General features: G+C 62.6%; 24 protein-coding genes and 1 pseudogene. 9 read left to right on the top strand and 16 right to left on the bottom strand.

Going from position 1 to position 25,929, the window contains the following annotated elements:
- Positions 1 to 426 precede the first annotated feature (426 nt).
- From HB630_RS07095 to HB630_RS07085, 3 genes and pseudogenes are all read left to right on the top strand, one after another.
- Positions 427 to 543 (top strand): annotated as a pseudogene (locus HB630_RS07095) (RNA polymerase subunit sigma); the annotation flags it as partial.
- A gap of 63 nt (positions 544 to 606) precedes the next feature.
- A complete protein-coding gene (locus HB630_RS07090) occupies positions 607 to 1,314 on the top strand; it encodes a hypothetical protein (protein ID WP_213771229.1) in 708 nt (235 codons plus the stop codon).
- A gap of 241 nt (positions 1,315 to 1,555) precedes the next feature.
- A complete protein-coding gene (locus tag HB630_RS07085) occupies positions 1,556 to 2,290 on the top strand; it encodes a TIGR03809 family protein (RefSeq protein ID WP_249780712.1) in 735 nt (244 codons plus the stop codon).
- 110 nt (positions 2,291 to 2,400) lie between these two features.
- Here the strand turns inward: HB630_RS07085 and HB630_RS07080 are convergent, their stop codons facing one another.
- From HB630_RS07080 to HB630_RS28315, 12 genes are all read right to left on the bottom strand, one after another.
- Positions 2,401 to 3,774, bottom strand: a complete 1,374-nt coding sequence (locus HB630_RS07080; protein WP_213771227.1) for a TIGR03808 family TAT-translocated repetitive protein — start codon at positions 3,772 to 3,774, stop codon at positions 2,401 to 2,403.
- A gap of 155 nt (positions 3,775 to 3,929) precedes the next feature.
- Entirely contained in the window at positions 3,930 to 4,586 is a 657-nt protein-coding gene (locus HB630_RS07075; protein ID WP_213771224.1) for a pyroglutamyl-peptidase I, read from the bottom strand.
- 1 nt (position 4,587) lies between these two features.
- Positions 4,588 to 5,574, bottom strand: coding sequence for a methylmalonyl Co-A mutase-associated GTPase MeaB (gene meaB, locus HB630_RS07070; protein WP_213771221.1), 987 nt, complete (start codon positions 5,572 to 5,574; stop codon positions 4,588 to 4,590).
- Positions 5,571 to 6,338 carry an RsiV family protein gene (locus HB630_RS07065; protein ID WP_213771899.1) on the bottom strand — a complete coding sequence of 256 codons (768 nt, stop codon included), beginning with the start codon at positions 6,336 to 6,338 and terminating at the stop codon, positions 5,571 to 5,573. The genes meaB and HB630_RS07065 overlap by 4 nt, the downstream gene beginning before the upstream one ends.
- Before the next feature lie 68 nt (positions 6,339 to 6,406).
- The gene (scpA, locus tag HB630_RS07060; protein WP_213771218.1) at positions 6,407 to 8,563 is read right to left on the bottom strand and encodes a methylmalonyl-CoA mutase; all 2,157 of its coding nucleotides are present in this window, start codon (positions 8,561 to 8,563) and stop codon (positions 6,407 to 6,409) included.
- A gap of 41 nt (positions 8,564 to 8,604) precedes the next feature.
- Complete coding sequence (locus tag HB630_RS07055) at positions 8,605 to 9,069, bottom strand: GFA family protein (protein ID WP_213771215.1); 465 nt, start codon at positions 9,067 to 9,069, stop codon at positions 8,605 to 8,607.
- Between the two features lie 2 nt (positions 9,070 to 9,071).
- A complete protein-coding gene (locus tag HB630_RS07050; protein ID WP_213771213.1) occupies positions 9,072 to 10,940 on the bottom strand; it encodes a methylmalonyl-CoA mutase family protein in 1,869 nt (622 codons plus the stop codon).
- Positions 10,941 to 11,050: 110 nt separating this feature from the next.
- Positions 11,051 to 11,557 (bottom strand): 2-amino-4-hydroxy-6-hydroxymethyldihydropteridine diphosphokinase, encoded by a 507-nt coding sequence (folK, locus tag HB630_RS07045; protein ID WP_213771210.1) that lies wholly within the window; start codon positions 11,555 to 11,557, stop codon positions 11,051 to 11,053.
- A 2-nt stretch (positions 11,558 to 11,559) separates the two neighbouring features.
- Entirely contained in the window at positions 11,560 to 11,940 is a 381-nt protein-coding gene (folB, locus tag HB630_RS07040; protein WP_213771206.1) for a dihydroneopterin aldolase, read from the bottom strand.
- Positions 11,937 to 12,794, bottom strand: a complete 858-nt coding sequence (folP, locus tag HB630_RS07035; RefSeq protein WP_213771898.1) for a dihydropteroate synthase — start codon at positions 12,792 to 12,794, stop codon at positions 11,937 to 11,939. Before folP ends, folB begins: the two co-directional genes overlap by 4 nt.
- Before the next feature lie 163 nt (positions 12,795 to 12,957).
- The gene (locus tag HB630_RS07030) at positions 12,958 to 13,365 is read right to left on the bottom strand and encodes a DUF4332 domain-containing protein (RefSeq protein ID WP_213771203.1); all 408 of its coding nucleotides are present in this window, start codon (positions 13,363 to 13,365) and stop codon (positions 12,958 to 12,960) included.
- Between the two features lie 22 nt (positions 13,366 to 13,387).
- Positions 13,388 to 13,753 carry a DUF2267 domain-containing protein gene (locus HB630_RS28315; protein ID WP_249780711.1) on the bottom strand — a complete coding sequence of 122 codons (366 nt, stop codon included), beginning with the start codon at positions 13,751 to 13,753 and terminating at the stop codon, positions 13,388 to 13,390.
- Positions 13,754 to 14,064: 311 nt separating this feature from the next.
- On the opposite strand from HB630_RS28315, the gene HB630_RS07020 reads away from it, so the two are divergent.
- Complete coding sequence (locus tag HB630_RS07020; protein WP_213771197.1) at positions 14,065 to 15,681, top strand: helicase HerA-like domain-containing protein; 1,617 nt, start codon at positions 14,065 to 14,067, stop codon at positions 15,679 to 15,681.
- 177 nt (positions 15,682 to 15,858) lie between these two features.
- Positions 15,859 to 17,265 carry a M20/M25/M40 family metallo-hydrolase gene (locus tag HB630_RS07015; RefSeq protein WP_213771194.1) on the top strand — a complete coding sequence of 469 codons (1,407 nt, stop codon included), beginning with the start codon at positions 15,859 to 15,861 and terminating at the stop codon, positions 17,263 to 17,265.
- Between the two features lie 236 nt (positions 17,266 to 17,501).
- Here the strand turns inward: HB630_RS07015 and HB630_RS07010 are convergent, their stop codons facing one another.
- Complete coding sequence (locus tag HB630_RS07010) at positions 17,502 to 18,281, bottom strand: class II aldolase/adducin family protein (protein WP_213771191.1); 780 nt, start codon at positions 18,279 to 18,281, stop codon at positions 17,502 to 17,504.
- Between the two features lie 138 nt (positions 18,282 to 18,419).
- Complete coding sequence (locus tag HB630_RS07005; protein WP_213771188.1) at positions 18,420 to 20,069, bottom strand: glycosyltransferase family 39 protein; 1,650 nt, start codon at positions 20,067 to 20,069, stop codon at positions 18,420 to 18,422.
- Positions 20,070 to 20,398: 329 nt separating this feature from the next.
- Between HB630_RS07005 and HB630_RS07000 the strand changes: the two genes are divergently transcribed.
- Both HB630_RS07000 and HB630_RS06995 read left to right on the top strand, forming a co-directional pair.
- Entirely contained in the window at positions 20,399 to 21,274 is an 876-nt protein-coding gene (locus tag HB630_RS07000) for a DUF308 domain-containing protein (RefSeq protein ID WP_213771185.1), read from the top strand.
- 212 nt (positions 21,275 to 21,486) lie between these two features.
- Positions 21,487 to 21,900 (top strand): MucR family transcriptional regulator, encoded by a 414-nt coding sequence (locus HB630_RS06995; protein WP_213771182.1) that lies wholly within the window; start codon positions 21,487 to 21,489, stop codon positions 21,898 to 21,900.
- Positions 21,901 to 21,932: 32 nt separating this feature from the next.
- On the opposite strand, the gene HB630_RS06990 is transcribed toward HB630_RS06995, so the two are convergent.
- The gene (locus HB630_RS06990) at positions 21,933 to 22,361 is read right to left on the bottom strand and encodes a SufE family protein (RefSeq protein ID WP_213771180.1); all 429 of its coding nucleotides are present in this window, start codon (positions 22,359 to 22,361) and stop codon (positions 21,933 to 21,935) included.
- A gap of 97 nt (positions 22,362 to 22,458) precedes the next feature.
- Entirely contained in the window at positions 22,459 to 22,851 is a 393-nt protein-coding gene (locus tag HB630_RS06985) for a DUF5330 domain-containing protein (RefSeq protein ID WP_213771178.1), read from the bottom strand.
- 431 nt (positions 22,852 to 23,282) lie between these two features.
- Here HB630_RS06985 and HB630_RS06980 point away from each other — a divergent pair, with 431 nt between their 5' ends.
- Positions 23,283 to 25,118 (top strand): ATP-binding protein, encoded by a 1,836-nt coding sequence (locus HB630_RS06980; RefSeq protein WP_213771175.1) that lies wholly within the window; start codon positions 23,283 to 23,285, stop codon positions 25,116 to 25,118.
- Complete coding sequence (locus tag HB630_RS06975; protein WP_213771173.1) at positions 25,111 to 25,857, top strand: peptidoglycan-binding protein; 747 nt, start codon at positions 25,111 to 25,113, stop codon at positions 25,855 to 25,857. The genes HB630_RS06980 and HB630_RS06975 overlap by 8 nt, the downstream gene beginning before the upstream one ends.
- Positions 25,858 to 25,929 lie beyond the last annotated feature (72 nt).

The raw sequence follows: 25,929 nt of genomic DNA, 5'->3' as shown, positions 1-25,929 counted from the left end.
TCAGGGCCGGTTTCGCCCGGGGTCGAAATGTAACGGCGCCGGCCAGCCGTCATTGCGCCAGGGCTGTGTTACAAGGCTGTGTTACGGGGCCGTTTTGGTAAGTTCGGCCGCCTCATATTGTCGAAATCACTAATATGTTGCTGTATTATGATATCGGTTTCTTAACCAAGGTCAGCACGCGAGAGTTCGGCCGCCGCTCATTTATAGCCTTCTGTTCGGCGCCTCACGGAAGAAATCGCATTGTTGCGATAATCTGAAAAATCTTTTTCTTTTCATCGAACCACCCGGCAACTCGCTCCGACCAACCCCGAGAGAGATGGTCATGAGCGCGAGACAGCCGGCTTCCTTCGGATGCTCGGATCGCTCGGGGCGATAGGATCGCCCTGCGGGTGCCGTCGGCTCGCGCGGGGATAGGCAAGTTGCGGACTTGTCTATTGCCGCGGGAAATCGGCGGAGGAGCTGGCTGAAATTGTCGGCATTCCGGAAAACATCGTGAAGACGTGTCTGTTTTACGCGCGCAAGAAATTGGCCGAACTGCCCAAGGTAAGTGCCAAGGGAGCTGTCAGGGGAACTGCCCAAGGCAGCCGGCATCGAGCGAGGCGGGCCATGATGGCAGTGAAAAAAATACTGGAGCAGAGGCCCAGTGAAGTGGAGATGTTGCTGCCGTGGCATGCGGCCGGCGCTTTGAACGCGCGCGACGCCAGGCGCGTGGAACACGCGCTCGCCCGCGATCCCGAACTCGTCAAACAATATGCCGCAGTTCAGCAAGAATATGCCGAGATCATCGGTCTCAACGAAAGCCTCGGCGCCCCATCCGCGCGTGTCATGTGGCAATTATTCGCGGCGATCGATAGCGAGCCGGCGCGCGATCCGCCGGTGTCGCTCGCCCTTTCCGCGAGGATCGCCGGATTTTTCGCGCGGTTCTCACCGCGTGTACTGGCCTGGTTCGGATGTCTCGGCGCCCCGGTGCTGTTGCTGCAAGCCGGTGTGATCGGTGCGATGCTGGTGAGGGACCAGCAGCCGGTCCCGTTCCAGATGGCGTCGCGCGGCGAGAAAGAATCTGTGGCCCGATCGGCAGGAGTGGAGACCCCGCCGCGCGTGCTGGTGCGGTTCGCGCCGGATGCGCGGGTCGCCGATGTCACGACGCTGCTCGGCAGCTACCACGCGTCGATCATCGATGCTTCGGGCGGCCTGTTCCGGCTGCAATTCGGCAAGCGGTCCATGTCGAGGCAGGAATTCGCCGCGCTGATAGGCAGGCTGCAAGGCGAGAAGATCGTCAATCTCGCAGCTGTAGTGCCGCAAAGCGGACTCTAAAAATATCCGTCCTGGAAGTTAAAAAAACGCCGTTCCCTTTGAACGTGTCGCGCCGCCTCCGCGACCAAACAAGGTGGGGGCGGTAATGCCTCCCCATAGGCTGTATCCGGCGCGAGCGCCCATCCACCCCCAGCGCCCATATAGCTTGACCCGTCCGGTCGTCCCCCCGGACGGGTCTTTCATTTTTAGGTCATCTTGAGATCGAATCTTTATTTTTTGCGGAGACCAATGCAGGCCGGCCATGCCAGCGCTGCTGCTTGACGGAAAACAGGGACGAAATCCCGATTCTCCCCTGATTTTTTGTCGATATCCGGCCTGGCGCGCCGTCTCTCACTGGACAACGCGAGAGTTTTCCACAGAATATAGCTGTCACGTTGAAGTTGATTCGGTTGCGTCTGCGTCCGTTCTCTCCTTAGCGGGCTGGCTCATGACACATCGACTCGACGTGGCGCGTGGCCGCGACATCATTACGCGCTGGTGCAATCTGGCCGAGCGGCGGCTGGAATACCTCACCGAATTGTTTGAAACGGGCCGCTGGCGCCGCTATCACAGCGAACGTGCGTTTCTTGAAAATATTCAGGAAGCCAAGGCTGCGGTCGAAACTTGGCGCGATCTGTTGAGGTGCGAGGCTTCCCGTGAAAATCTCGAAATAGACGTCTCCTGGCTTGGGCGCACCAAGGTAACGCCGCTGCCGCGCGGCGATGGATTAATCCGCCGCGTTCGCGAGCCTTCGCCGCGGCCCGCGCCGGTTTCGTCCGAGATATCGCAGTCGGCTCTCGCCGCCGTTTCGCAGGCCATTGGTGTTTCATCGCACGAAGCACCTCCTACGCTGTCGATCGATGCTCCGGCCCTCGAACCGGATTTGCTACCGGTCGCGGAGCCGGTCCAGGACGGTTTACAGAACAATTCACTGAAGCTTGCGATCAATGCCTTGGGAGTCCACAACCGCTATCCGTTGCTGCGTAACGCGTTGTAGCTATAGCGTTTTCGAGCGAAGTGGATTCCGGTTCGTGTGAAGAAAACGCGTCAAAACAAGGAAGATGGAGCTTCGGTTCTGCTTCCTCAGAATTGAAGCTCCAGGCCGGGCTATCCCCGTACTGCATTGGTTCCGATCACGACCTGCGCAAAGCGCGGCGCTCCATCGCTGGTGAGATCGGGAGTGACCGGACGCCAATGGTCAAGCCCGACTATTGCGCCGCGCGGGGCTTCCGAAATCATATTGGTATTCACCAGCGCCGTTCCCGCGCCCGACGTCACTGACACGCCGATGCCGACAAAGGCCTTGCGGATCACATTGCCGGATATGACGACGTCGCGCAGATATTCGCCCCATCCGGCGACGATCCCGAACGACGGCGCGTTTTCGATCACATTGCCGGTGACCGAACTGTCGGCCTCGACATAGATGCCTGCGCCGGCGTCGTCATCCGGCGCGGTGCCGGCCGGCCGCTTCGGCAGGAGGTTGCGGATGATGTTGCCCTGGACAACCGCAAGCCGTCCGCCTTCGTTGAAATTGCAGACGGAGACACCGATCGCCGCGCCGTCCACGGTATTGTTGGCGATCACGGCGCCCTCGAACGAAAACTCGGAATACAGCGCGACCTCGCGTACGTCGCTGACGCTGTTGCCGGTGATCTGGATATTGGAGGCCGAGTTGCCGCGCACGGCGGAATAGTCGCAATTGCGGATGCGGTTTCCCCGCACGATGACGTTGCCGGCGCGAAAGGCGTTGATGGCGTTGCCATATTGTCCGGACCCGCCGGGGCCAGCCTTGATGTCCTCGATGCGGTTGTCGGCCACCAGCGTGCCATCGTGGCCGATGGCGGTGCGCAGGATTTCGATGCCGTTGTCGTTGGTGCCGGTGATGGTGTTGCGCGAAACGATCAGGCCCTGCGCGTCGAATGAGACGACGGCGGTGGAGGCCGTGCTGGTGATGATGTTGCCGCTGACATCGCCGGAAACCTGTTCGAACCAGATGCCGGCGCCGCCGCTGCCCATGATCTCGCAATCGGTGATGCGGATGTCGCGGCCGCCGAGGCAATGGACGAGGCCGCGCCGGGCCGGCAGCGGAAGGCCGCCGCCATCGAGGGCGATATTGGCCAACCCGATATTGTTTTCGCCTTCGCTGAGCAGCATCGACGCGCCGCCACCGTTGAAGACGAGTTTTGTCGCGCCGCGCACGCCGACAAGCTGCGTGCCGCTGTGCAAATGAAGCAGGCCGGTGCGATAGACGCCCGGCGGCAGTGCCAGCGGCGCCTGCGCGCGCGTGGATTCATCGATGGCGTGCTGCAAGACCCGGGTCTGGTCGTCGGGGCTGCCGGGCCGGACGCCATATTGCGCGGCGTCGCGCCCGAGCGCGGATGTCAGCGGCGCCGCGCGCGCGGCATCCGGCGCCACCGCGAGCGCACCGGCCACGCCTGTTACAGAAACCCCGATGAGATGGCGGCGATTGAAATCCATGATTGCGTTTTCCAACGGAGGCGCGGGATGCATATCCGCAGCATCGGAGTAACGCAGAAATGCGGCTTGGCACCGTAAAGGCGATAGCAGGAAAAGCGATTGTTCGGGGTAGGGTTAAATTTTTACCTGTCCAGGCAAGCGAAAGAGGAGAGAGATCACACGATCTCCCGAATCGCCGCTCGCGTCAGCTTCACCATTTCCATCAGTATCGCTTCACCGGCATCGACCAGTTGCTCCAGCGTGATTCCGGCCGCGTCTTTCGGTCGCGAAATGCTGTCGCGCTCAAGCGGCGGCACATGGATGAAGGCGGCGAGGCGAGGGCCGTGGCCGGCGCGCACGGCCTCGATCGCGCGCCAGCTCAGATAATTGCAGAGATAGCTGCCGGCATCGCGCGAACTTCTCGCGTCGATACCAGCCGAGAGAGCCGCGCGCAGCAGTTTCCCGGTATGCGGGCCGAACATCATGGCGTCGGCGCCGTCGGCGATCGATCCCTTGCGCACCCGCGTGTGACCGGCATCGGGCCACAGCGTGGTGATCGCGTTGCGCGCGCGGGTCTCGATCCGCACATATGGCGTGCGCGAGGCAAGGCCGAACATCAGGAGCGCCTGCGGGCGGTGTTTCTCGATCAATTCGGGCAATTGCCGGTCGACGGCTTCATAGGTCACGGGAAAGATGTGGCCTGTCAGTTCGACGCTGGCCAGGGCGGGACGGCGCAGATGTGTCAGCCGCGCCACCAAAGGCTGCGTCGGATTGAACGGCACGCCGGGAAACGGCTCAAAGCCGGTGACGAGGATGCGAAGCCTGTCGTTCATGTCAACGAAGCATCTCCGCGATCTGATCGGCCGCCAGCGCCGGTGTGATGCGGCCGTCGGCGACCTCGGCTTCAGTCTTCTTCACCTTGGCGCGGATCGCCGGGTCGGAACGCAGCCGCGTCATCATCCGCTGCTCCAGCATCGACCACATCCATTTCACCTGCTGTTGCCGCCGCCGCGCGGCGAACTCGCCCGAGGCGTTCATCGCGGTGCGGTGATCGAGGATCTTCTGCCAGAGTTCGGCGATGCCCGCGCCGGTCAGCGCCGAATAGGTCACGACGGGCGGATGCCAGTGTTCCGAACGGGCGCTCAGGATATGCAGCGCGCTGCGATATTCGCCCGCGGCAGCGTTAGCGCGCTTAACGTTGTCGCCATCGGCCTTGTTGATCGCGATCATGTCGGCGAGTTCGACCAGGCCCTTCTTGATGCCCTGCAACTCGTCACCGGCGCCGGGCAGCATCAGCGCCAGGAAAAAATCCGTCATGTCGCTGACGGCGGTCTCGGATTGCCCGATGCCCACCGTCTCGACCAGCACCACGTCGAAACCGGCGGCCTCGCACAGCAGCATGGCCTCGCGGGTTTTCGCCGCGACACCGCCGAGCGTGCCGGATGAGGGCGAAGGGCGGATATAGGCGTTGTCGGAAGCCGACAGCCGCGCCATCCGCGTCTTGTCGCCGAGGATCGAGCCGCCGGTACGGGCGGAGGAGGGATCCACCGCGAGCACCGCGACCTTGTGGCCGCGCTCGATCAGAAACATTCCGAGCGCATCGATGGTGGTGGATTTGCCGACGCCGGGTGAGCCGGTGATGCCGACTCGGATCGCCTTGCCGGTCTCGGGCAGTAATGCCTGCACGAGGTCGCGCGCGACCGTCTGATGATCCGCCCGCCTGCTTTCCACCAGCGTGATCGCGCGTGCCAATGCGGCGCGGCCGCCGCTGCGGAGTTCGCTGGTCAATATGTCGATATCGAGCCTGGCCGCGCCGGTCATCGTTGACCGTCGTCGTCGCCCGCCGACCGCTCGCCGCCGAAAATCTTCAGGCCCTCCGGGGCGAGATATGGCTTGATCGCTTGCCACGGCACGAATGCGACATATTGGCCTTCGACATAGGGGCCGACCGCGTAGGGCGGATAATGAAATGTCAGGCCCGAGCTTTTGCCTTCCTCGGTCGAGGGCGTGAGCGTCACCGCGCCGATCTTGAGCAGTCTGGGTTCGAGGTCCTTGTACCACTCGGCCGTTGCGGTCTCGGTGGTGCCGCGCTTCTTCTTTTCGATATCCAGCGAGGCGATCACGGCCTTGAGCATCGCCTTCATGGTCGGGCCATTGTCGGCGGTCTCGGTGAAGAACGGCCGGATGCTGATGCGCTTCTTCTCGGCCTTGTCCCACAGGACGGTATCGACATCGCTGTTGGGGTGGGCGCCGTGGGTGTCCATGTAGTCCGACCGCACGACGCTCACATAACGATTGTCGACCACCGAGCGGATGCTGTATTTGCGCTCAAAAGTCCAGCCGCCGTTCCGGAAGAATTGCGGATCCTCCTTGCGCGAGGCCGCGGCTTCCGCGGCGTTCTTGGCCATCCACTTCCTGCCCTCGGCGAGGCAATTCGCGGCCAGCGCCGCGTCCGCCTTGATCTTGTCGTCGAGCAAGACGGTGGCCTCGATACTCTTGTTCTTGATGACGGCGTCGGGCTTGGGATCGGCGGCAAGGGCAACGGTCGGTAGTGCCAGGCACGCGAGCGCGCCAACGAGGAACATCTTGCGAGCGAACATGGATACAGCGCAGCGCACGGGAAATCCTTTAAGATAAAGAGCAGCGGATACGGCTACTCCGCCGCCTCGCTGTGGCCCAGCCGCGCATTCAGCTTGTGGATCAGTTCCTCGGCGGCATCGGCGATGACGGTGCCGGGCGGGAAGATCGCCTCGGCGCCGGCCTTGTAGAGTTCGTCGTAATCCTGCGGCGGCACCACGCCGCCGACGATGATCATGATGTCTTCGCGGCCGTATTTCTTCAGCGCGGCCTTCAGTTCCGGCACCGCGGTCAGATGCGCCGCCGCGAGCGAGGATACGCCGAGAATATGCACGTCGTTTTCGACCGCCTGCCGCGCCGCCTCATCGGCGGTCGCAAACAGCGGCCCGATGTCGACGTCGAACCCGATATCGGCGAAGGCGGAGGCGATCACTTTCTGGCCGCGGTCATGGCCGTCCTGGCCGATCTTGGCGACGAGGATGCGTGGCCTGCGGCCCTCGGCTTCCTCGAACGCATCGATCAGCGCCTGCACTTTCTCAACCCGGTTGGACATGGTGGACGCCTCCCGCTTGTAGACGCCGGTGATGGATTTGATTTCGGCGCGGTGCCGCCCGAACACCTTCTCCATCGCGTCGGAGATTTCGCCGACGGTCGCTTTCGCGCGCGCGGCGTCGATCGCCAGCGCCAGCAGGTTGCCGTTGCCTTCGGAGGCCGACCGGGTGAGCGCCGCCAGCGCCGTATCGACGTCCTTCTGGTTGCGCTCCTTTTTCAGCCGCGCCAGCTTGTCGATCTGCAGCCGGCGCACAATGGAGTTTTCGACCTTGAGCACGTCGAGCGGCGGTTCGTCGACCGGCTTGTATTTGTTGACGCCGATCACCGCCTGCCGGCCAGCGTCGATCCGGGCCTGTGTCTTGGCGGAAGCTTCCTCGATCCGCAGCTTTGGCACGCCGGCCTCGATCGCTTTCGCCATGCCGCCGAGCTCTTCGACCTCCTGGATATGGCCCCAGGCCTTGGCGGCGAGATCGCGGGTGAGGCGCTCGACATAATAGGAGCCACCCCAGGGATCGATGATGCGGGTAGTGCCGCTTTCCTGTTGCAGGAACAATTGCGTGTTGCGGGCGATGCGGGCCGAGAAATCGGTCGGCAACGCCAAGGCTTCGTCGAGTGCGTTGGTGTGCAGTGACTGGGTATGGCCTTGCGTTGCCGCCATCGCCTCGATGGTGGTGCGCATGACATTGTTGTAGACGTCCTGCGCGGTCAGCGACCAGCCCGAGGTCTGGCAGTGCGTGCGCAGCGACAGCGAGCGCGGGTCCTTCGGGTTGAACGGCTTCAGCAGCTTGGCCCACAACAGCCGCGCGGCGCGCATCTTGGCGACTTCCATGAAGAAGTTCATGCCGATCGCCCAGAAGAACGACAGCCGCGGCGCAAAGCGGTCGACATCGAGACCGGCGGCGAGCCCGGCGCGCAGATATTCGACGCCGTCAGCCAGCGTATAGGCGAGTTCGAGATCCTGCGTCGCGCCGGCCTCCTGCATGTGATAGCCGGAAATCGAGATCGAGTTGTATTTCGGCATCTTTTGCGAGGTGTAGGCGAAGATGTCGGAGATGATCCGCATCGAGGGCGCCGGCGGATAGATATAGGTGTTGCGCACCATGAACTCTTTCAGGATGTCGTTCTGGATCGTTCCTGAAAGCTTCTCCGGCGGCACGCCCTGTTCCCCGGCCGCGGCAACGAACAGCGCCAGGATCGGCAGCACCGCGCCGTTCATGGTCATCGACACGCTCATCTGGTCGAGCGGAATACCCGAGAACAGCGTGCGCATGTCGTAGATGGAATCGATCGCGACGCCGGCCATGCCGACATCGCCGGTGACGCGGGGATGATCGGAATCGTAGCCGCGGTGGGTCGCCAGGTCGAACGCCACCGACAAGCCCTTCTGTCCGGCCGCAAGATTGCGGCGGTAGAAGGCGTTGGAATCTTCCGCCGTGGAGAAGCCGGCATATTGCCTGATGGTCCAGGGCTGGTTGACATACATCGTGGGGTAGGGACCGCGTAAGTAGGGCGCGATACCGGGCCAGGTCTCAAGGAAATCGATGCCTTCGAGATCGGCTTCGCTATAGCCGGGCTTTACCGGAATGCCTTCGGGCGTGAGCCACGGTTCGGCGCTGCCGATGATCGCAGGGCCAGCTGACTTTTCAAACGGGACATTCGCGAAGTTCGGTATTCGGCTCATGGTGTCCATCATATCACAGGCAAAGCTTGCCGGTCGTTACCTCAATCATGGTCCGGATGCTGGTGGCTGACGATGCCGTCAAGTTTCTCCGGCCCGTAATTCTGCAACGTGGTCTGGCTCGGCAAATTGGCGATCGCCACGACCCAGCCAAGCCGGGCTTCGGTGCCGTATTGCCGGGTCGGCACCAGCCGGTCGGGACGGTCGAAGGTCCCGGTCATGATCTCGATCTTCGAGCCATCGATCCGCCGGAAGCTCAAGGGCGTGCCGCAGGCGGTACAGAAATCGCGCTCGGCGAGCGACGACGAGCGGAATGACGACGGCGTGCCGCGGGTCCAGCCGAAATCGGCGGTTTCGATCTCGGCGAAAGAGGCGAACGGCGCGCCGGACGCTTTCTGGCACATCCGGCAGTGGCAGATGCTGACCTTCATGGGTGGCGCGGACAGCGCGAAACGAATGGCGCCGCATTGGCAGCCGCCGGTCAGCACGGGTCTGGTCGCCGCCGTCATGTTCACTCCATGCGCCGATAGGCTTCCTGAAGCGTCGCCGGCGCATCAACGCCGGCGAAAATGAAATCGCCAATTCTGGCGCCGCGCCATGCGGCTTCCTGTTCGCCGGGCCGGCCCGCCAGATAGATATGTTTTGCGCCGGCCGCTTGCAGGGCCTTTGTGGCGTCAGCGGCCTTCTCGGCATAGACCTTGTCGGAGGAACACAGGCATACCAGCGCCGCACCGGACGATTTGAAGGCAGTGGCGAGCGCAGCCGGATCGGAAAATCCCTCGCTGTCCACCGCCTCGATGCCGCCGGCCTCGAAGAAACTCTTGGCGAAGGTCGCCCGCGCCGTGAAGTCGGCGGCTGTGCCGAGATTGGCGAGGAAAACCTTCGGCCGTATGCCGGTGCGTTTCAGCCTGTCGTCCGACTTGTCGCGTAGAGCTTCGAACGGATCGGCAAGCCGCATCGGCTCCAGCGCCTCGAAAGTAATGTTGGCCCCGCCGAGAGATGCGGGAGCAAGCGGCCGCGCGGCCAGCACCGCAACGTCGCTCTCATGCAAATTCGGAAATTCGCTGGCGCCGATCAGCACCGTCTTGCGCCTGGCGATATCGGCCGTCCGCGCTGCCCGTGTCGCGGCGACCTTGCGCTGGATCAGGCCTTGTTCAAGGCTTGCGAACACGCCGCCGGCCTGTTCGATCTCCTGGAACAGCGACCATGCTGCCTCGCAGAGTTGCTGCGTCAGGGCTTCGATGCCGCCGGAGCCCGCGGCCGGGTCGGAGACCTTGGCGAGATTGGATTCTTCCAGCAACACTAATTGCGTATTACGTGCCACGCGCCGGGCGAACGGGTCGGGCAGGCCGAGCGCCAGCGTGTGCGGCAACACCGTGATGGCGTTGGCACCGCCGAGGCCCGCAGAGAAAGTCGCCATCGTCGCGCGCAGCATGTTCACGTAGGGGTCGCGCTGGGTCAGCATGCGCCACGCAGTCTCGGCGTTGACGAAGATCGGCTTTGGCGCGAGGCCACAAGCCTGTTCGATGCGTGCCCATAACAGCCGTACGCTGCGGAATTTCGCCAAAGTGAGAAATTGGTCGGCGTCGGCGCTGAGCCGGAACGACAGGGCAGAGCGGGCCGTGTCGAGTTCGATGCTGCCGGCTTCCAGCGCGCGCAGATAGGCGAGTGCGGTCGCAAGGGCAAAGGCCAGTTCCTGGGCTTCCGAACCGCCGGAATCATGAACCGGACGGCCGTCCGCGAGCGCGAACGGGCCCTTGAAGCCGCGCTTCATCAGCCCGCCGATCGTGCCGGCGAATGCTCCCGCCATCTCGGGCCACGAGATCGCCGCTGCGCCGCGCGTCGCTATGCTGCTCAGCGGCTGGTAATTGAAGTGGACATTGACCTTCGCCGGATCGAAGCCGCCCGTCTTGACGAGGCCGGCGAAGTTCTCGCCGGCGTTCTGATCTCCGGGCACCGGGTTGAACGCGATCATGATTCCGGCGTCGAGAAGGATGCCGTCAAAGACCCGTGCCAGCGTTTCCGGGCTGGCATCGGCAATGCCAAAGCCTCGCGCGCCTGTTCCCCCGGCGAATTCGAATTCAAGTCCGGTGGCGCCGTTTTCCAGATCCTGCAGCGCCTGCGCATTGGCCTGGGCTGTATCGGGATGATCGATCCGCTGCACGATTTGCCACGGCGCGGCGGCGGGGCGGCCAGCGATCGGCGCGGCGTCGGGGCGGCGCCGGTAGATCGGCTCGATCCGCAGCCCGTCAGAGGTTTTGCCGACCAGCTTCTCGAATGGCGCGCCCTTCAGCACGCCGTCGACCAGCTTGCGCCAGTCGTCATAGCTCGCGGGTGCGAAATCCGCCGCCAGCCGCAGGTCGTCAGTCACGGATGTCATTCGGCAAGGGGCTCCCTTCCGGCCGTTGTTCTCATTTGGAGGGAAATTGCCACGCCGGAGCGGCCAAGCCAAACAGTTGTTTTGGACGGCTTTGGTTAATCCAAATCCGATTAATCCAAATCCCGGGCTGCAAGGTCCGGCAATCGCTCGATCCCTTCGGCAGATAGCTGCGCCAATGCCGCCTTGACGCTGCGGCCGGCGATCAGACGGTCGGGGACGATTTCCGCAAGCGGCGCCAGCACGAAAGCGCGTTCGAACAGCCGGGGATGGGGCAGCGTCAGTTCCGGCGTGTCCAGGGCCACGTCGTCATAGGCGATCAGGTCGAGATCGAGGGGGCGCGGACCCCAGCACTGTTCTTTGGCGCGGTCGCGGCCGAATTTCTTCTCGATCTTGTGCAGCGTGAACAGCAGCGCATGGGGATCGAGGCCGGTTTCGATCTCGATGCAGGCGTTGATGAAGCGGGCCTGGTTTTGCTCGCCCCATGGCGGCGTCGCATAGTCCGACGACCGCGCCAGCAGCGCGGCCTGCGCCATGCCGCAGATATTGGCGATTGCATTCCTGAAGGTCGCGCGAACGTCGCCGACATTGCCGCCCAGCGCGATCAGGACGTCAGCCATCGTCAACCATGGACGGACGGTTGCCGCGTCCGCATCAGGATCACGCCGACATCGTCGAAAATCGCCGCGATCGGAGCGTGCGGCTTGTGAACGGTGACTTTGACCGCGCCGATACGGGGAAACGTGGTGAGGATCGCATCGGCGACCGCGCCCGCTGCGCGTTCCAGCAACTTGTAATTGTCGTCCTTGAAGGCCGCGGTCGCGGTTGCGACCACGTTGGAATAGGACACGGTGTCGGCAAGGCGGTCGGTACTCGAGGATTCCGACAGATCGACCGAGAGTTCGAGATCGATCACGAAGCGCTGGCCCACTTCGGTCTCGTGTTCCATCACGCCGTGGCGGGCATGGATGACAACTCCCTTGATGAAGATCGTATCGGTCATCGCCTGTCCTCGATCGCCGCTGTCACGCGCAGCGCCTGCACGGTTTCGGCCACGTCATGGGTCCGGATGATCCGCGCGCCGCCCTTGGCCGCGATCAGATGCGCCGCGATCGAGCCGCCCAGACGCTGTTGCGGCTCCGACGGCGTAACGGAATCGATGAAGCGCTTGCGCGACGCGCCGACCAGAAGCGGCAGGTTGAATGTCGCAAGCTCGCCGAGCCGCGCCAGCGCGATCATGCTCTGTTCATGGGTCTTGCCGAAGCCGATACCGGGATCGAGCACGATGTTGTCGCTCGAAATGCCGGCCTTTGCGGCGATGTCGAGCGAGCGCTCAAAGAACCTGGCAATGTCCTTCATGATATCGAGACCGGCGTCGGCGCTGTCGCGATTATGCATGATGATGACGGGCGAATTGCGCTGCGCCAGCAGTCCCGCCATGTCGCGGTCGCGTTGCAGGCCCCAGACGTCGTTGGCGATCGCGGCGCCCATGTCGAGCGCCCAGGCGACCACCGCGGATTTCATGCTGTCGATGGAGACGGGAACCCCGAGCGCGACGATTTCGGCCAATACCGGTTGCAGGCGTTGTCGTTCTTCTTCCGCCGAAACCGGCTGTGAACCATAGGGCCGGGTGGATTCCGCGCCGATATCGATGATATCGGCCCCCTCGGCGATCATTCGCTGCGCCTGCGCCAGCGCGCGCTCCGGCGCGATGAACCGTCCGCCATCGGAAAAGGAGTCCGGCGTCACGTTCAATATGCCCATCACGGCCGGATAAGGCCGCGACAGCAGGGTCCGAAGCACCGGACGATCCGCCGGGCTGGCCGTTGGCGCGGGTCTGGACTTGGTCGCGATCATGGGGTCGCTTTGCGCGGTCCGCGCATGGGAGTCAAGACGCGGCTGCACGGCGGTAACCGTGCCGCCATGATCTATGCCAGGTTCTGATCCGTGCCAAGCCTTGATCACGTCAAGCCTTGATCGGCGAGAGGTCTGGCCCGCAGATAGCAGATAAAGGTGTTGGCTAGTAGGAGATCTTCGGCTGGAGCTTGCGGGCCTGCGCGATCAGTTGCTGGACCGATTTCTCCGAAGGCAAGACCCGCACAAGTTTACGCTTCGTGTTCACTTCTTTTATGTTCTGTGCCAGCCTGGCTGGATTGCGCAGCGCCAGTTCGCGAACCGTAGTGACGCCGGCTGCGCGCACCAGTCCGACCTTCGCCTTGCCCATGCCGGGAATCCGCATGTAGTCGGAAAAATTGGCCCATTCGAGCAATTGCTGTTCGCTGATGCCGGTCTTGCCGGCGAGTACCTTGCGTCCCTTGACGGTGCGCGCGGCCTCGAGCAGCGCGTCGGTGGTGCGGATGCCAAGTGCTTTCAGCTTCGAAGCGGTGAAGGGCGTCAGGCCCTCGATCTCGGAGAGTGGGTATGTCATGGTCTTCGATGAAAAAGGTGCTTCAAGCAAACTGGCTGAGTCCAGGTGTGCCCGCGATGATCTTGCCCATCTCATCGGCTCCAATTTTGTCGCGGCCGAAGCTGAAAAGTTCACGGGCGATGTTCTGAATTTCGCCGATGCCGAGGCCAAGTCCCATCAGCCTGGTGCCGACCGCCGTCAGGCCGCCGCCCATCAATCTGCCAAGGACGCCAAGATTATTCGAAGCCGCGATCGCGGCCTCCGCGCCGGGAATGTTATCGATCAAGGCCTGAACTGTGTCGGAAGGCCCTTCGCTGCGAAGGAAACCGAGGATGATGCCGATGGTTTTTTCAGCGATGGCATGATCAATGCCGGCTTTCGCAGCCAGTTGCCCTATCAATTCGTTCATATGGCCCCGCCTCAACCGGTTGCTTGCCGGATCGTTGATTGTATTTTTATCTTGGTCTGCTGCGATCCGAATTACAAGCGATCACGTTGCTGCCGAGCGTCATTCAGCTTCGATCGCATGGCGAGTGTTGCAGCAATGCAAGAGTGGAACGATGTTCGCGCTACGTTGTCGCAGACTACATCTTGTTTTGAGGTGAACGGTTACATCTGTATCCGCCGAACTTATCGCTGAGAGTTTCAATCCATTTCCAAGATGCAGTATAGTTATGTCGGTGGCGTCGAAATTCTCGATGTGCGCGAAGAGGCGATGCAATGGTGACGTCCGATAGCAAGATGGCCGATACCGGCGACAGGATTTTCATTGGCAAGGGCGAGCAGCCAGCCTGGCTGACGCTTGCGCTTGGAAACAGGCATGGTCTTGTCACCGGCGCGACCGGAACCGGCAAGACTGTATCGTTACAGGTCATGGCCGAAGGGTTTGCCCGTGCCGGAGTTCCGGTTTTTGCCGCGGACATCAAGGGTGACCTTTCCGGCATTGCCGAAGCAGGGGAGGCCAAGGATTTTCTGGTCAAGCGCGCCAGCGACATGGGGCTCACCTTCCAGCCCGACCAGTTTTCGACCGTGTTTTGGGATGTCTTTGGCGAGCAGGGCCATCCGGTGCGGGCGACGGTGACGGAGATGGGGCCGCTGCTGTTGTCGCGGATGCTCGACCTGAACGATGTCCAGGAGGGCGTCTTGAACGTCGCGTTCCGCGTGGCCGACGATAATGGTCTTGCGCTGATCGATATGAAGGATCTTCGGGCGCTGCTGGACGCGATCGTTCCCGACGGCGGCAAGAAAGCCGACGACAGCGGCGACGATCCGCTGGCTCCGATCCGCAAGGCGGCGCAGGGTTTCGGCAATGTCACCAGGGCGACGGTCGGAACCATTCAGCGCCAGCTTCTGGTGCTGGAGAACCAGGGCGGTACTAAGTTTTTCGGCGAGCCGGCTCTGTCGTTGCAGGATTTCATGCGCACCGACCGCGACGGCCGGGGCATGGTCAATATTCTCGTGGCCGACAAGCTGATGCAGAACCCGCGGCTCTATGCGACGTTCCTGCTATGGATGCTGTCGGAATTGTTCGAGGAATTGCCCGAGATCGGTGATCCACCGAAGCCCAAGCTCGTGTTCTTCTTCGACGAGGCCCACCTTCTGTTCAACGATGCGCCCAAGGCGCTGATGGACAAGATCGAACAGGTGGTCCGGCTGATCCGTTCAAAAGGCGTCGGCGTTTACTTCGTGACGCAGAACCCGATCGACGTGCCGGACAAGATACTCGGTCAGTTGGGCAACCGCGTGCAGCATGCGCTGAGGGCCTTTACGCCGCGCGACCAGAAGGCGGTCGCCGCCGCCGCCCAGACGTTCCGGCCCAATCCCAAGCTGAACACCGCCCAGGTGATCATGGAATTGGGCAAGGGCGAAGCGCTGGTGTCGTTCCTGGAAGGCAACGGCACGCCCGCGATGGTCGAGCGGGTCATGATCCGGCCACCCTCGGCGCGGATCGGGGCGATCACGCCGGAAGAGCGCAAGGCGATCATCGACAACAGCCCGGTGAAGGGCAAATACGATACCGCGATCGATTCCGAGTCGGCTTACGAGATCCTGCAAAAGCGCGTGGCCGGAACCGCCGCCACGGCTGATGGATCGGCCGGCGGGGGTGGGGTGCTCGGGCATCTCGGCGCGATCGTCAGCACGATTTTCGGCACCAATGTCAGGCGCGGCAGATTGTCGACCGGCCAGTTGATCACCCGCAACGTCACGCGCTCGGTCACCAACCAGGTGGTTGGCGGGGTCGTCGCCAATCTCGGCAAATCGGTCGGCGGTTCGATTGGCGGCTCCGTCGGACGTGCGCTGGTGCGCGGCGCGCTCGGCGGCCTGCTGCGGCGATAGAAGCCACTGTGGAGCAAAGGCGGTTTCCTGTTTTCGGGAAAGTGCCTTGGCGGAGGATCGGGGCCGCGTTTCGTGCGACGGCGGCAGGATGCCGTCTCCGGGTCTTTGTCTCCGGGACCAGGCGCGCTACAAACATATATATAGATGTGTAGTTCCAATCACGAGGGGAAGACCGGAATGTCCAGCGCCACGCAATTGCAGCCGGTCCTCGACCGCATCGATGCCGATTTTGACAACAGCCTGGAGCGGCTTTTCACGCTATTGCGGATCAAGTCGATCTCGGCCGATCCGGCCTTTGCCGGCGATTGCAAGGCGGCCGCCGATCATCTCGCCAAGGACATCGCGTCGCTGGGTTTTGCGACCGAGGTGAGGCCGACGGCCGGTCATCCCGCCATCGTCGCCAAAGCCAATGGCAGCAAGGACGGGCGGCCGCATGTGCTGTTTTACGGCCATTACGATGTGCAGCCGGTCGATCCGCTCAATCTCTGGCATCGTCCGCCGTTCGAGCCCGTCGTCACCGATCATGCCGACGGGCGGAAGATCATCGTTGCGCGCGGGGCGGAGGACGACAAGGGACAGTTGATGACCTTCGTCGAGGCGTGCCGGGCCTGGAAACAGGTCACGGGTTCGCTGCCGGTCGACATCACCATCGTGATCGAGGGAGAAGAAGAAGTCGGATCAAAGAATTTCGTGCCGTTCCTCGAGAATAACAAGAACGAACTCAAGGCGGACTTCGCGATGGTGTGCGACACCGGCATGTGGGATCCGAACACGCCGGCGATCACCATTGCGCTGCGCGGCCTGGTTTATGAGGAAGTGCGGATCAAGGCGGCCAACCGCGACTTGCATTCCGGCGTCTTCGGCGGCGGCGCGCAAAATCCGATTCGGGTGCTGACCCGGATTCTCGGCGGCCTGTTCGACGACGACGGCCGGATCACGATCCCCGGCTTTTACGATGGGGTGAAGGATCTGCCTCCCGATGTTCTGGAACAGTGGTCGAAGCTCAACCTGACGGCCGACACATTCCTGAAGCCGATCGGCCTTTCGATCCCTGCCGGCGAAAAGGGGCGCCTGCTGATCGAGCAAATTTCATCGCGCCCGACCTGCGACATCAATGGTATCGTCGGCGGCTATATCGGCGAGGGCTCAAAGACCGTGATTCCGGCGGAAGCTTCCGCGAAGGTCTCGTTCCGGCTGGTGGAAGGGCAGGATCCGGCCAAAATCCGCAAGGCGTTTCGCGATTATGTGACCGCGCGGCTGCCCGGAGATTGCCGGGCCGAATTCGGCGACCATTCCAGCGCGCCGGCGATTGCGCTGGACTGGAACATGAAGCCGCTGGCCGCGGCAAAACGCGCGCTGACCGAGGAATGGGGCAAGGAAGCGCTCTTGGTCGGATCAGGCGCGTCGATCCCGATCGTGGCGGATTTCAAGCGCACCCTCGGTCTCGATACGGTGCTGGTCGGCTTCGGCCTCGATGACGACAATATCCACTCGCCGAACGAGAAGTACGATCTCAAGAGCTTCCACAAGGGCATTCGCTCCTGGGCGCGCATTCTCGCCGCACTCGCGGAAATGCCGCGCTGAGGTCTTGGGATGATAATCGCTGGCGTTGTTCCTAATTCGTCATGCTCGGGCTTGACCTGCATATCCATCGGAAAAGAGTCTGTTCAAAGATGATGGATTGCCGGGTCAAGCCCGGCAATGACAATAAGAGTTAGAATCCGCTCTCCAAAATAAAAACGCCGCCCGGAATTGGGCGGCGTTTGGATTCGAAGTGCAGAGGTCGTTGACGACGACATTACATCCGGAATCTAGGAATTTCAATTCTTGTAGCTGGGATCGAGCCGATCGAGCTTGCGCAGCAGCGGCGGCCAGACCAGCGTGGTCGAGCGCAATTCCTGCCGGTCGGGGTTCGAGAGCCGCGACGTGTTCTTGTCCACGACGGCCGGATCGACGGGATAGGCGGTCGGTCCCAGCATCCGGGTGCGAACCTGCATGGTGCAGGCCCGTTCCAGATGGAACATGCGCTCGAAGGCGGAGGCGACGGAGCGGCCAACCGTCAGCGTGCCATGGTTGCGTAACAGCATGTGGTTCTTGGTGCCGAGATCCTTTTGCAGGCGCGGGCGTTCGTCGTGATCGAGCGCGATGCCTTCATAGTCGTGATAGGCAAGATCCCAGGTGACGAGCTGTGCGGTCTGGTTCAGCGGCAGCAGGCCTTCCATGCAGCTCGAAACCGCGGTGCCATCCGGCGTATGAAGATGGAGCACGCAGCCGGCGTCCTCGCGCACTTCGTGGATCGCCGAATGGATGGTGAATCCGGCCGGGTTGATGCTGTACTGGCTCTTGGTGAGCAGATTGCCGTCGAGATCAACCTTCACCAGGCTTGAGGCGGTGATTTCATCGAACATCAGGCCATAAGGGTTGATCAGGAAGTGATGCTCCGGTCCCGGCACGCGCGCGGAGATGTGAGTATCGACCAGATCGTCCCAGCCATAATGGGCGATCAGGCGATAGCAGGCGGCGAGGTTGACCCGCTGGTTCCATTCACCCTCCGTCATTTCCGACGGCACTTCCTTCAGGCGCGCTTCCGCTGGCGACATGGCTGAATTCTCCCCTATGGCGTTGTTGATCGGTCACTCCAAGCGTAGTCCCGTGTCCGGCCCGCAGCAAGCCTTCCGGTCGGCGGACCGACATGCCCCCAAGTCGCCCGCGAGGGGGCTCGCGGCGGCTCGATCGGTCTACGGTGCCGGAATCGCCAGCAGGCTGGAGATGCTTTGTCCGCGGATGTCATAGACGCGCGCGAACACCACGTCGTCGCGCTTGATCTCCAGTATGACAGGCGCGGCTAGGCCCCTGCAGTAGAATTCGCCGAGCGTCATGGCGAAGTCGGCGCCGTGGCTGTTCCAGCCGATCGTGAAGTCGGGACCAAGCGCGACCTGCGCCGGCCGTTGCGGGCCGCATACCGCGACCTTCCATTTGCGCCCGTGGGGCGGGACTTCCTGTTTTTCCGCGAGCTGTTCGCGCAGGCCGTCAGAGGCCTGCTTGAACGCAAGGCCCCAGTAGTCCAGCATGAACAAATCGTCGGCGCGGCGAACAGTTCCGGCGATATAGTTGAAGTGGGTGTATTGGTAGGGGTGCAGCCGGATCATTTCGGCAAGCGGCAGCATCAGGCCGAACGCGAAGATCGCCACCGCGGCAGGTTGCCAATTGGGGCGATTTTCCTTCAGCCAGTTCATTCCCCAGGCGAACGCGACGCCGCCGAGCACCGCCATCGGCGGAATGACGAAGATGAAATGGCGAATGCCGTTGTAAAGCGCGGGGCGCTTCACGATGGCGATTGCGATCGGCAGGATCGCGGCCAGCGCCAGCATCAGGAGGATGCTCTTGCGGCGGGCTGTCACATCGCCGCGCGTCAGCGAGACGAACGTGCCGACAACGCCGGCGATCGAAAGGGAGAGCAGCACTTCGGGCATCTGTAGTGCGAACAGGGTCGGCAGATACGACCAGGGCATGTCCGGCACCGACACCAGCGCGCCGTCGAACATCTCCTTCCACGGCTTCTCGAAGAAGGTGGAGAAGTAAGTCAGCGCCCGGAAGGGATTGGCCGGTTCGATCACGGACCACGGCCAGATCAGCCCCATCACGAGATAGCCGAAGACCAGGCCGGGCAGCAGCATGTAGGCGACGTGAGCGACCCGCCTTCCGGCGTCACGCGCGCCATGGCCGCGAATTTCCGCCGCAAATAGCGGGATAAGGCCGATCACCGCATATAGCAGCGCCAGCCCGCCGAGGACCCGCGAGCCGAGCGACAGGCCGGCGCCGAGGCCGACGAGCAGGACGGTGCGCGGCGAGGGCGCGGGATATTCCTCGGCCAGGCGGACGAGGCCCAGCATCAGGATCACCATCGCGACCGCGAATGGCGCGTCCTTCGGGTTCATGAACATGTGGCCGTAGAACGTTGGGCACAGGGCCAGCAGTAGCAAGGCGGCAAGCCCGGCGAGCGGCCCGCCGACGCGCCGGCCCAGCCGCCAGGTCACCGTCAATCCGATCAGGCCGACAACGGCGCCGACCAGGCGGCGCGTCTCGAACAGTTCGAGCGGGATAACCTTGTGCAGCAACGCGGCCGCCATGTCGAAGCCGCCGCCATACATATAAAGATTGGCAAACGACAGCGCGCCGGTGTCCTTGAAACCGGAGCCATACATGCGCAGCAGCAGATCGGCATATTCGGCGTGGGTGTAATCGTCCCAGCCCAGCCCATAGTCACGGAAAGTCAGGCTCGCGATCAGGCTGACCGCGGCCAGAACAACGATCGAAAGATCGTCGCAAGTTCTCTCGACCGAGCGCCGTGAGGGCGTATCGATGACCGACGTCGTGATGGATGACATGGCTATTGGCGATCCAGTGTCCCCGAGACCCAAGCGGTGGCGCTTTTGGGCCTCATTCCCCGGCGTCCATATAGCGCAGTTCGGTTTCCCGATAATTGAGAATTGTGGCGTAATTGCCTATGTTGCATCGCAGCAATGGGTAGGTTAAATTTTCGTTTCGAAGCCGTGCAGACGAAAAATTATCGGTTAGACTGTAACTTAGCCACCCCTGAATTTGTGTAGACGGTCCTGCGGAAGGAACTTCGGCTGCAATTGCCGATTGGTGGGGCTCACAATATGACGGTATCGTGGCAGTGGTAGCGCGCGCTTCGGCGCGGCGGGAAATTTTGATGATAATTGTGCTGTTGATCGCCGGGATTGCCTTCTTATTGGCTGGCGCGCTGGGGATCGTCCTCGGAATTCCGGTCAAGGAGTTCAGTTTCGGCAATACCCTGATTCTCGCCGGTGTGGTTTCGGCTTGCACGGGCATGGTCACGCTCGGTCTCTCGGCGGTCGTTCGGGAATTGCAGGGGATCGCGCGGCGGCTCGGCTCCGATGCGGTTGCCGCAGCGCAGATGTCTTCGGCCGCGAGCGCCACGCCACGCGATCAATTCGCCGAAAACACCAGCTTTCCGGGCGGCCGCGATCAACCGGGCGCGGTCAATCCGAGCATGACGGACCCGGGCACGCCGTTTCCGCCGCCCTGGCATCAGGAAACCACGGCGCGCGAGCGGACCCGTAACGAGGCGCCGCCTGCGGCCGCCGAGACCGCTTCTGCCGCCAGGCAGCGGCGCGATCTGATGTTTTCGTCGACGTCGCGGAAAAAAGGCGGTCATGCCGAGACACGGGTGACCGATCTCTCTCCGCTTGATCCGCATCCTGCGCCGCCGTCCGGCAAATCGGGCGAGGCGCCACCCGCGACGTTCGAAGACGCCTGGCCGCAACCGGAACGTGCGCGGGGCCCTGACCTGCCAACGCAGCGGCGCAGCGGCCGCACGCCGTCGACCTTTGCTGAGCCGGATCCCGGTTCGGCCGGATCGGATCACGAGCCGCCCGCTGCGCATGACGAGGATCAGCCGGCGGTGACGGTTCTCAAATCGGGTGTGGTCGAGGGAATGGCCTACTCGCTATATTCCGATGGCTCGATCGAGGCGCAGATGCCCGAGGGCATGATGCGGTTCGCCTCGATCGACGAACTGCGCGCACATCTCGACCAGCGCTCTTGAGGCCCGGGTTGGGGCCCAAGTCTACTTCTGTCGAGAAAGTCTACTTCTGCCGAGATTGCCTCAAAAATAAAACATTGTTGTTCTTGTAAGTCGAACAGCAATTCGCTCATATTCGACAAGTAATCGACGATTCCACAGGCGAGCCGGCGCTGCGGAATACTGCTCGATCGCGGATTCCGCCTTGTGCATAAGATCGTCGAAAGGTTCATGCCATGACCGACGCCGCTGGCAAAAGTTTCATCGACCTGACCGCGAATATCGTCTCGGCCTATTTGAGCAATAACCCGACGCCGGCTTCCGAAATTCCAGCCCTCATCAGCCAGATCCACGCCGCGCTGCAGCGGGTCTCGACGGGCCGGATCGAAGCGCCGCAGGAACCGGCCAAGCCCGCGATATCCGTCAAGAAGTCGATCGCTCCCGACTATCTGGTGTGCCTGGAGGATGGTAAGCGCTTCAAATCGCTGAAGCGCCATTTGCGCACGCAGTACAATATGACGCCGGAGCAATACCGCGACAAATGGGGCCTTCCGGCCGACTATCCGATGGTCGCGCCGAATTATGCCGTGGCGCGGTCGCAGCTCGCCAAGAAAATGGGCCTGGGCCAGCAACGGCCGCGGCGCAAATAGCCGGTATTTTCTAGAGCGGTTGGGAGCGGCGTTCAGGCGGCGCCGGCAAGCGCCTCGCGCGCGTCGGAGCGGATGCGTTCGACCATGGCGCGCAGGCCGTTCGAGCGCTGCGGCGTCAGGTGATCGCGAAACCCGAATTCGTCGAACACGGAAATCGCGTCGGTGGCAAGAATCTGTTCCGGTGTGCGGCCGGAATAGAGCGACAGCAGGATCGCGATCAGCCCGCGCACGATATGGGCGTCGCTGTCGCCGAGATATTTCAGCCTGGTTTTGCCGGCGTCGCCGCGGTCGACCTGCCTGGAGAGCCAGACCTGGCTGGCGCATCCCTGGACCTTGTTGGCGGTGGAATGCTCAGCCTCAGGCATCGGATCGAGCATGCGGCCGAGTTCGATGACATACCGGTAGCGGTCGTCCCAATCGTCGAGCAGTGCGAAATTGTCCCTGATTTCGTCGATCGTCATCGTGTTCCGTGCCCAATCCTGTACATCCTTACATAGGATCGCGGCCGGTCGAAAGCGATATCGCCGGATGAAAAACGCTGGCGGAACCGCTTCCAGGTCACGGGACCGTTGGCAATTTCCATTCCGCAGCCAGATCGTCGGTCGTCAAGGTGTCGCGCGACGTGGTGTTGGCGAGCGTGGGATTGTTACTGTCGAGGCCGCCAATCGAATCGGTGCGATCGGACGCACGCTTGTCGGCGATGATCCGGTACAGCTTGCGTGCGCCATCCTCGGCGCGTTGTCCGATCACGGTCGCGGCCTGTCCGCCGACTTCGCAGGCCGCCGGCTGCCGCTTGCAGAATTGACTCATATCCGACACCGCTGCGGTCGCAGCATGCACGGCTTCCGACGTGCCGATCTGCGGCAGCTTTTCCGATTCAGGTGTTTTCTCTCTTGGCAGCAGTACGAGCACCAGCCCGAGCCAGAACGCCATGCGGAGCAGAAAAAACATCTCGCGACCCTAGCCGTTTCTTTTTGATCCTGTTGCGGTCGATTTCCCGCGACCGGTCTTTCAACTGACAGCCGTCGATAAATCGCAAATGTTTGCATTGAACTTAGATTGGCCGGAAATCCGCGAAAAACCCGGCTGATTTGATTCGGTGTAAATTTTCGATTGATGCCGGCCTTCGCGGTAATAAGGACGATGCCCGGCATATCCACCATTTCGAAACCATAAACCCGGCCGTCCCGGAAACCGGGCGTTCACCATCCGGATCGAATGAAGCGCCGAAGGGTGTGCGAAAACGCCGCGAAGACATCGGCATCGGCTGTGTCCCGCTCCACCTTAGCTTTCGCTTAATGTCGCTCTGACACGGTGGCGCAACGATACAAAGGGGGCGTTCCGGCGCGTCTTTTTGATGAGCAAGCCGAAGCGCAAGAACCGTGATTGTTTTGAATATCATCCGCGACTGTCTCGATGCGCTGCTGCACCCCTCGGCGCGCTATGATGTCCTGACGCGCGCGCGCCACCGTGCGTTCATCGCGCCGCGTCTGCTCGGAAGCCTCGCCGCTTTTGCCGCGTTCCCGGTCTTTCTCGCGATGCGTGGCGCGCCCAGCGCGCTCGAGGTCGCGGCATTCGCCTGGCTGATCGCGCCGATCCTGCTGTCGTGGTTCCTGTCGCGCACCGGCCGCTATGAAGGCGCGTATGTGCTGTCCTCGCTGGCGCTGGCGGGCCTCATCATGACCATCGCGGTAAGCACCGGCGGCATCGAGTCGTTTGCCGCGATCTGGCTTGTCGTGGTTCCCCTGGAAGCCGCGCTGTCGGCATCGCGCCGCGTGGTCGCGTTCGCGTCCGGGCTGGCGCTCGCCTGCGCGGGCGTGTTGATCGTTGTTGGACATCTCGCGATGTTGCCGCCAGATTTGAGCCCGGATTTGCGCGGAATCTGCATGGCGTTCGGCGTCGCATCGGCGACGCTTTATGCCACGGGTCTCGCGTTCGGCGCGGAGTCGCTGGCGCGCACCAGCGTCTCGCTACTCTCTGTCGAGGAGGATCGATACCGGCTGCTGGCGCGGAACATGAGCGACGTGATTTCACGCCATCGCCGCAACGGCGCGGTTGAATTCATTTCGCCAGCGGCGGAGGCGATGTTGGGAACACCGGCGCCGGGTCTGCTGGGGCACGGGCTGTTCGATCGCGTCCATGTCGCTGACCGGCCGGCCTATCTCACCGCGCTTTCGGATGCCGCGCGTGGCGGCGAGGGGCGCAGCGTCGAGTTTCGTCTCAGGCGGGATGCGGCACGCGGCGAGCGGGATTCAAACCATTCGGCTGATTTCATCTGGGTGGAAATGCGCTGCCGGCCGCTTGAGCCGGCGGCTGGCGCAATGGCTTTGCCCGAGGCCGAAGTGGTCGCCGTGATGCGCGATGTCACCGATCGCAAGGTCCAGGAACAGGCGCTCGATCAGGCGCGTTCCGCTGCCGAGCAGGCGGACGCGTCGAAGAGCCGTTTCCTCGCCACCATGAGCCATGAGTTGCGCACGCCGCTCAATGCCATCATCGGCTTCTCCGAAATGATCGTTCAGGAAGACGCGCTGATGCTGGATGCGGCGCGCCGCAAGGAATATGCGCGACTGATCAATGATTCCGGCCAGCATCTGCTGTCGGTGGTCAATGGCATTCTCGACATGTCCAAGATGCAATCCGGGAGTTTCGATATCTCGCCGGAACCGTTCGCTCCGCGCCCTGCGCTGTTGAATTGTTGCAACTTGCTGGCGCTCAAGGCGCGCGAAAACGGCATCGATCTCGCGACCCGGGCGCCCGAGGACTTGCCCGACATGACCGGCGATCCGCGTGCGTTCAAGCAGATCGTCTTGAACCTCGTTTCCAACGCCATCAAATTCACCGAGCGCGGCGGCAAGGTGACCGTTTCGGCCGCCGTGGAGGGAGCGCGGCTGGTGCTTCGCGTCAGCGACACCGGCGTCGGCATCGCCGACGACGACCTCAAGCGGATCGGCAGTCCGTTCTTCCAGGCGGGCAAGACCTATCAGCGACGCCACGAGGGCACCGGTCTCGGACTTTCGATCGTCAAGAGCCTTGTCGGGTTGCATGCCGGCGAGATAACCGTGCAGAGCAAGATCGACGAAGGCACGACCGTTACCGTTGCGTTGCCGCTGGTGTTTACGGGGCCGGAACCGCTGCCGTCGAGCAATATCGCGACGCTGACGCCGGCGTTGCGGCCGGTGCAGCCCGATCAACCTTTTCAGGTGAAGAAAAGTGCCTAGACGCATTGTTGATGACGAGAAACCGCGTCGCCGTCGCCGTAGCGCCAAGGCGGTTGCGGTTGCTGCGGAAGCCGAGCGCGGCCTTGCGATGCGTATCCTGCTCCACAGCCCGAAAGACATGGTCGCGGGGGCGCTCGCCTTTACCGCGGTCACGGCCATTGTCACCAATGCGTTGTTCCTTCAGGCCGGGCCTCATCCGTCGCCGATGTTCGGCTCGGTCGTGGTGATGCCGCCGGCGTCTCTGTCGTCGGTCAGCCCGTTGCCGCGTCCGCGTCCGGCGGAAGCCGCCCTGCCGGAACCAAGACCTGCCGAGCTCAAATCCTCGGACATGAAGGCAGAAGTGAAAGCGCTGGATTTGAAGGCTCCGGACGTGAAGGTTCCGGAGGTGAAGGCGCCGGATCCGAAAGCACCGGATCCGCTGGCCAATCTGGTCAAGGTGACGACGGGGTCAACGTCGGCCACGGCTCCGGCCGTCCCGCGGCCGCCGGCGCTGATTCCGGTCTCCCATGGCGATAGCCTCAGTCCGGGCGGTTCGCGCCGGGTGGCGGCGGTGCAGCGCATGCTCACCGAGTTCGGCTACGGCCAGTTGAAGCCGACCGGGCTGATCGGTTCGGACACCCAGGCAGCGATCGTGAAATTCGAGCGCGAGCGCCGGATTCCTGCGAACGGGCAGGTTTCCGAGCGACTGGTGCGCGAGCTTTCTGCGATGACCGGCCGGCCGATCGAGGAGGGGCACTAGCCCTTTGCCTTGGCGCGTTTTCTTCACGCGAACCGGAATCCACACCGCGACCCGAGTCCGGGACAAGTTTTC

The sequence above is a fragment of the Bradyrhizobium sp. dw_78 genome, assembly GCF_018449525.1.
Lineage (GTDB): Bacteria > Pseudomonadota > Alphaproteobacteria > Rhizobiales > Xanthobacteraceae > Bradyrhizobium.
This window is presented reverse-complemented; position numbering and strand designations above follow the sequence as displayed.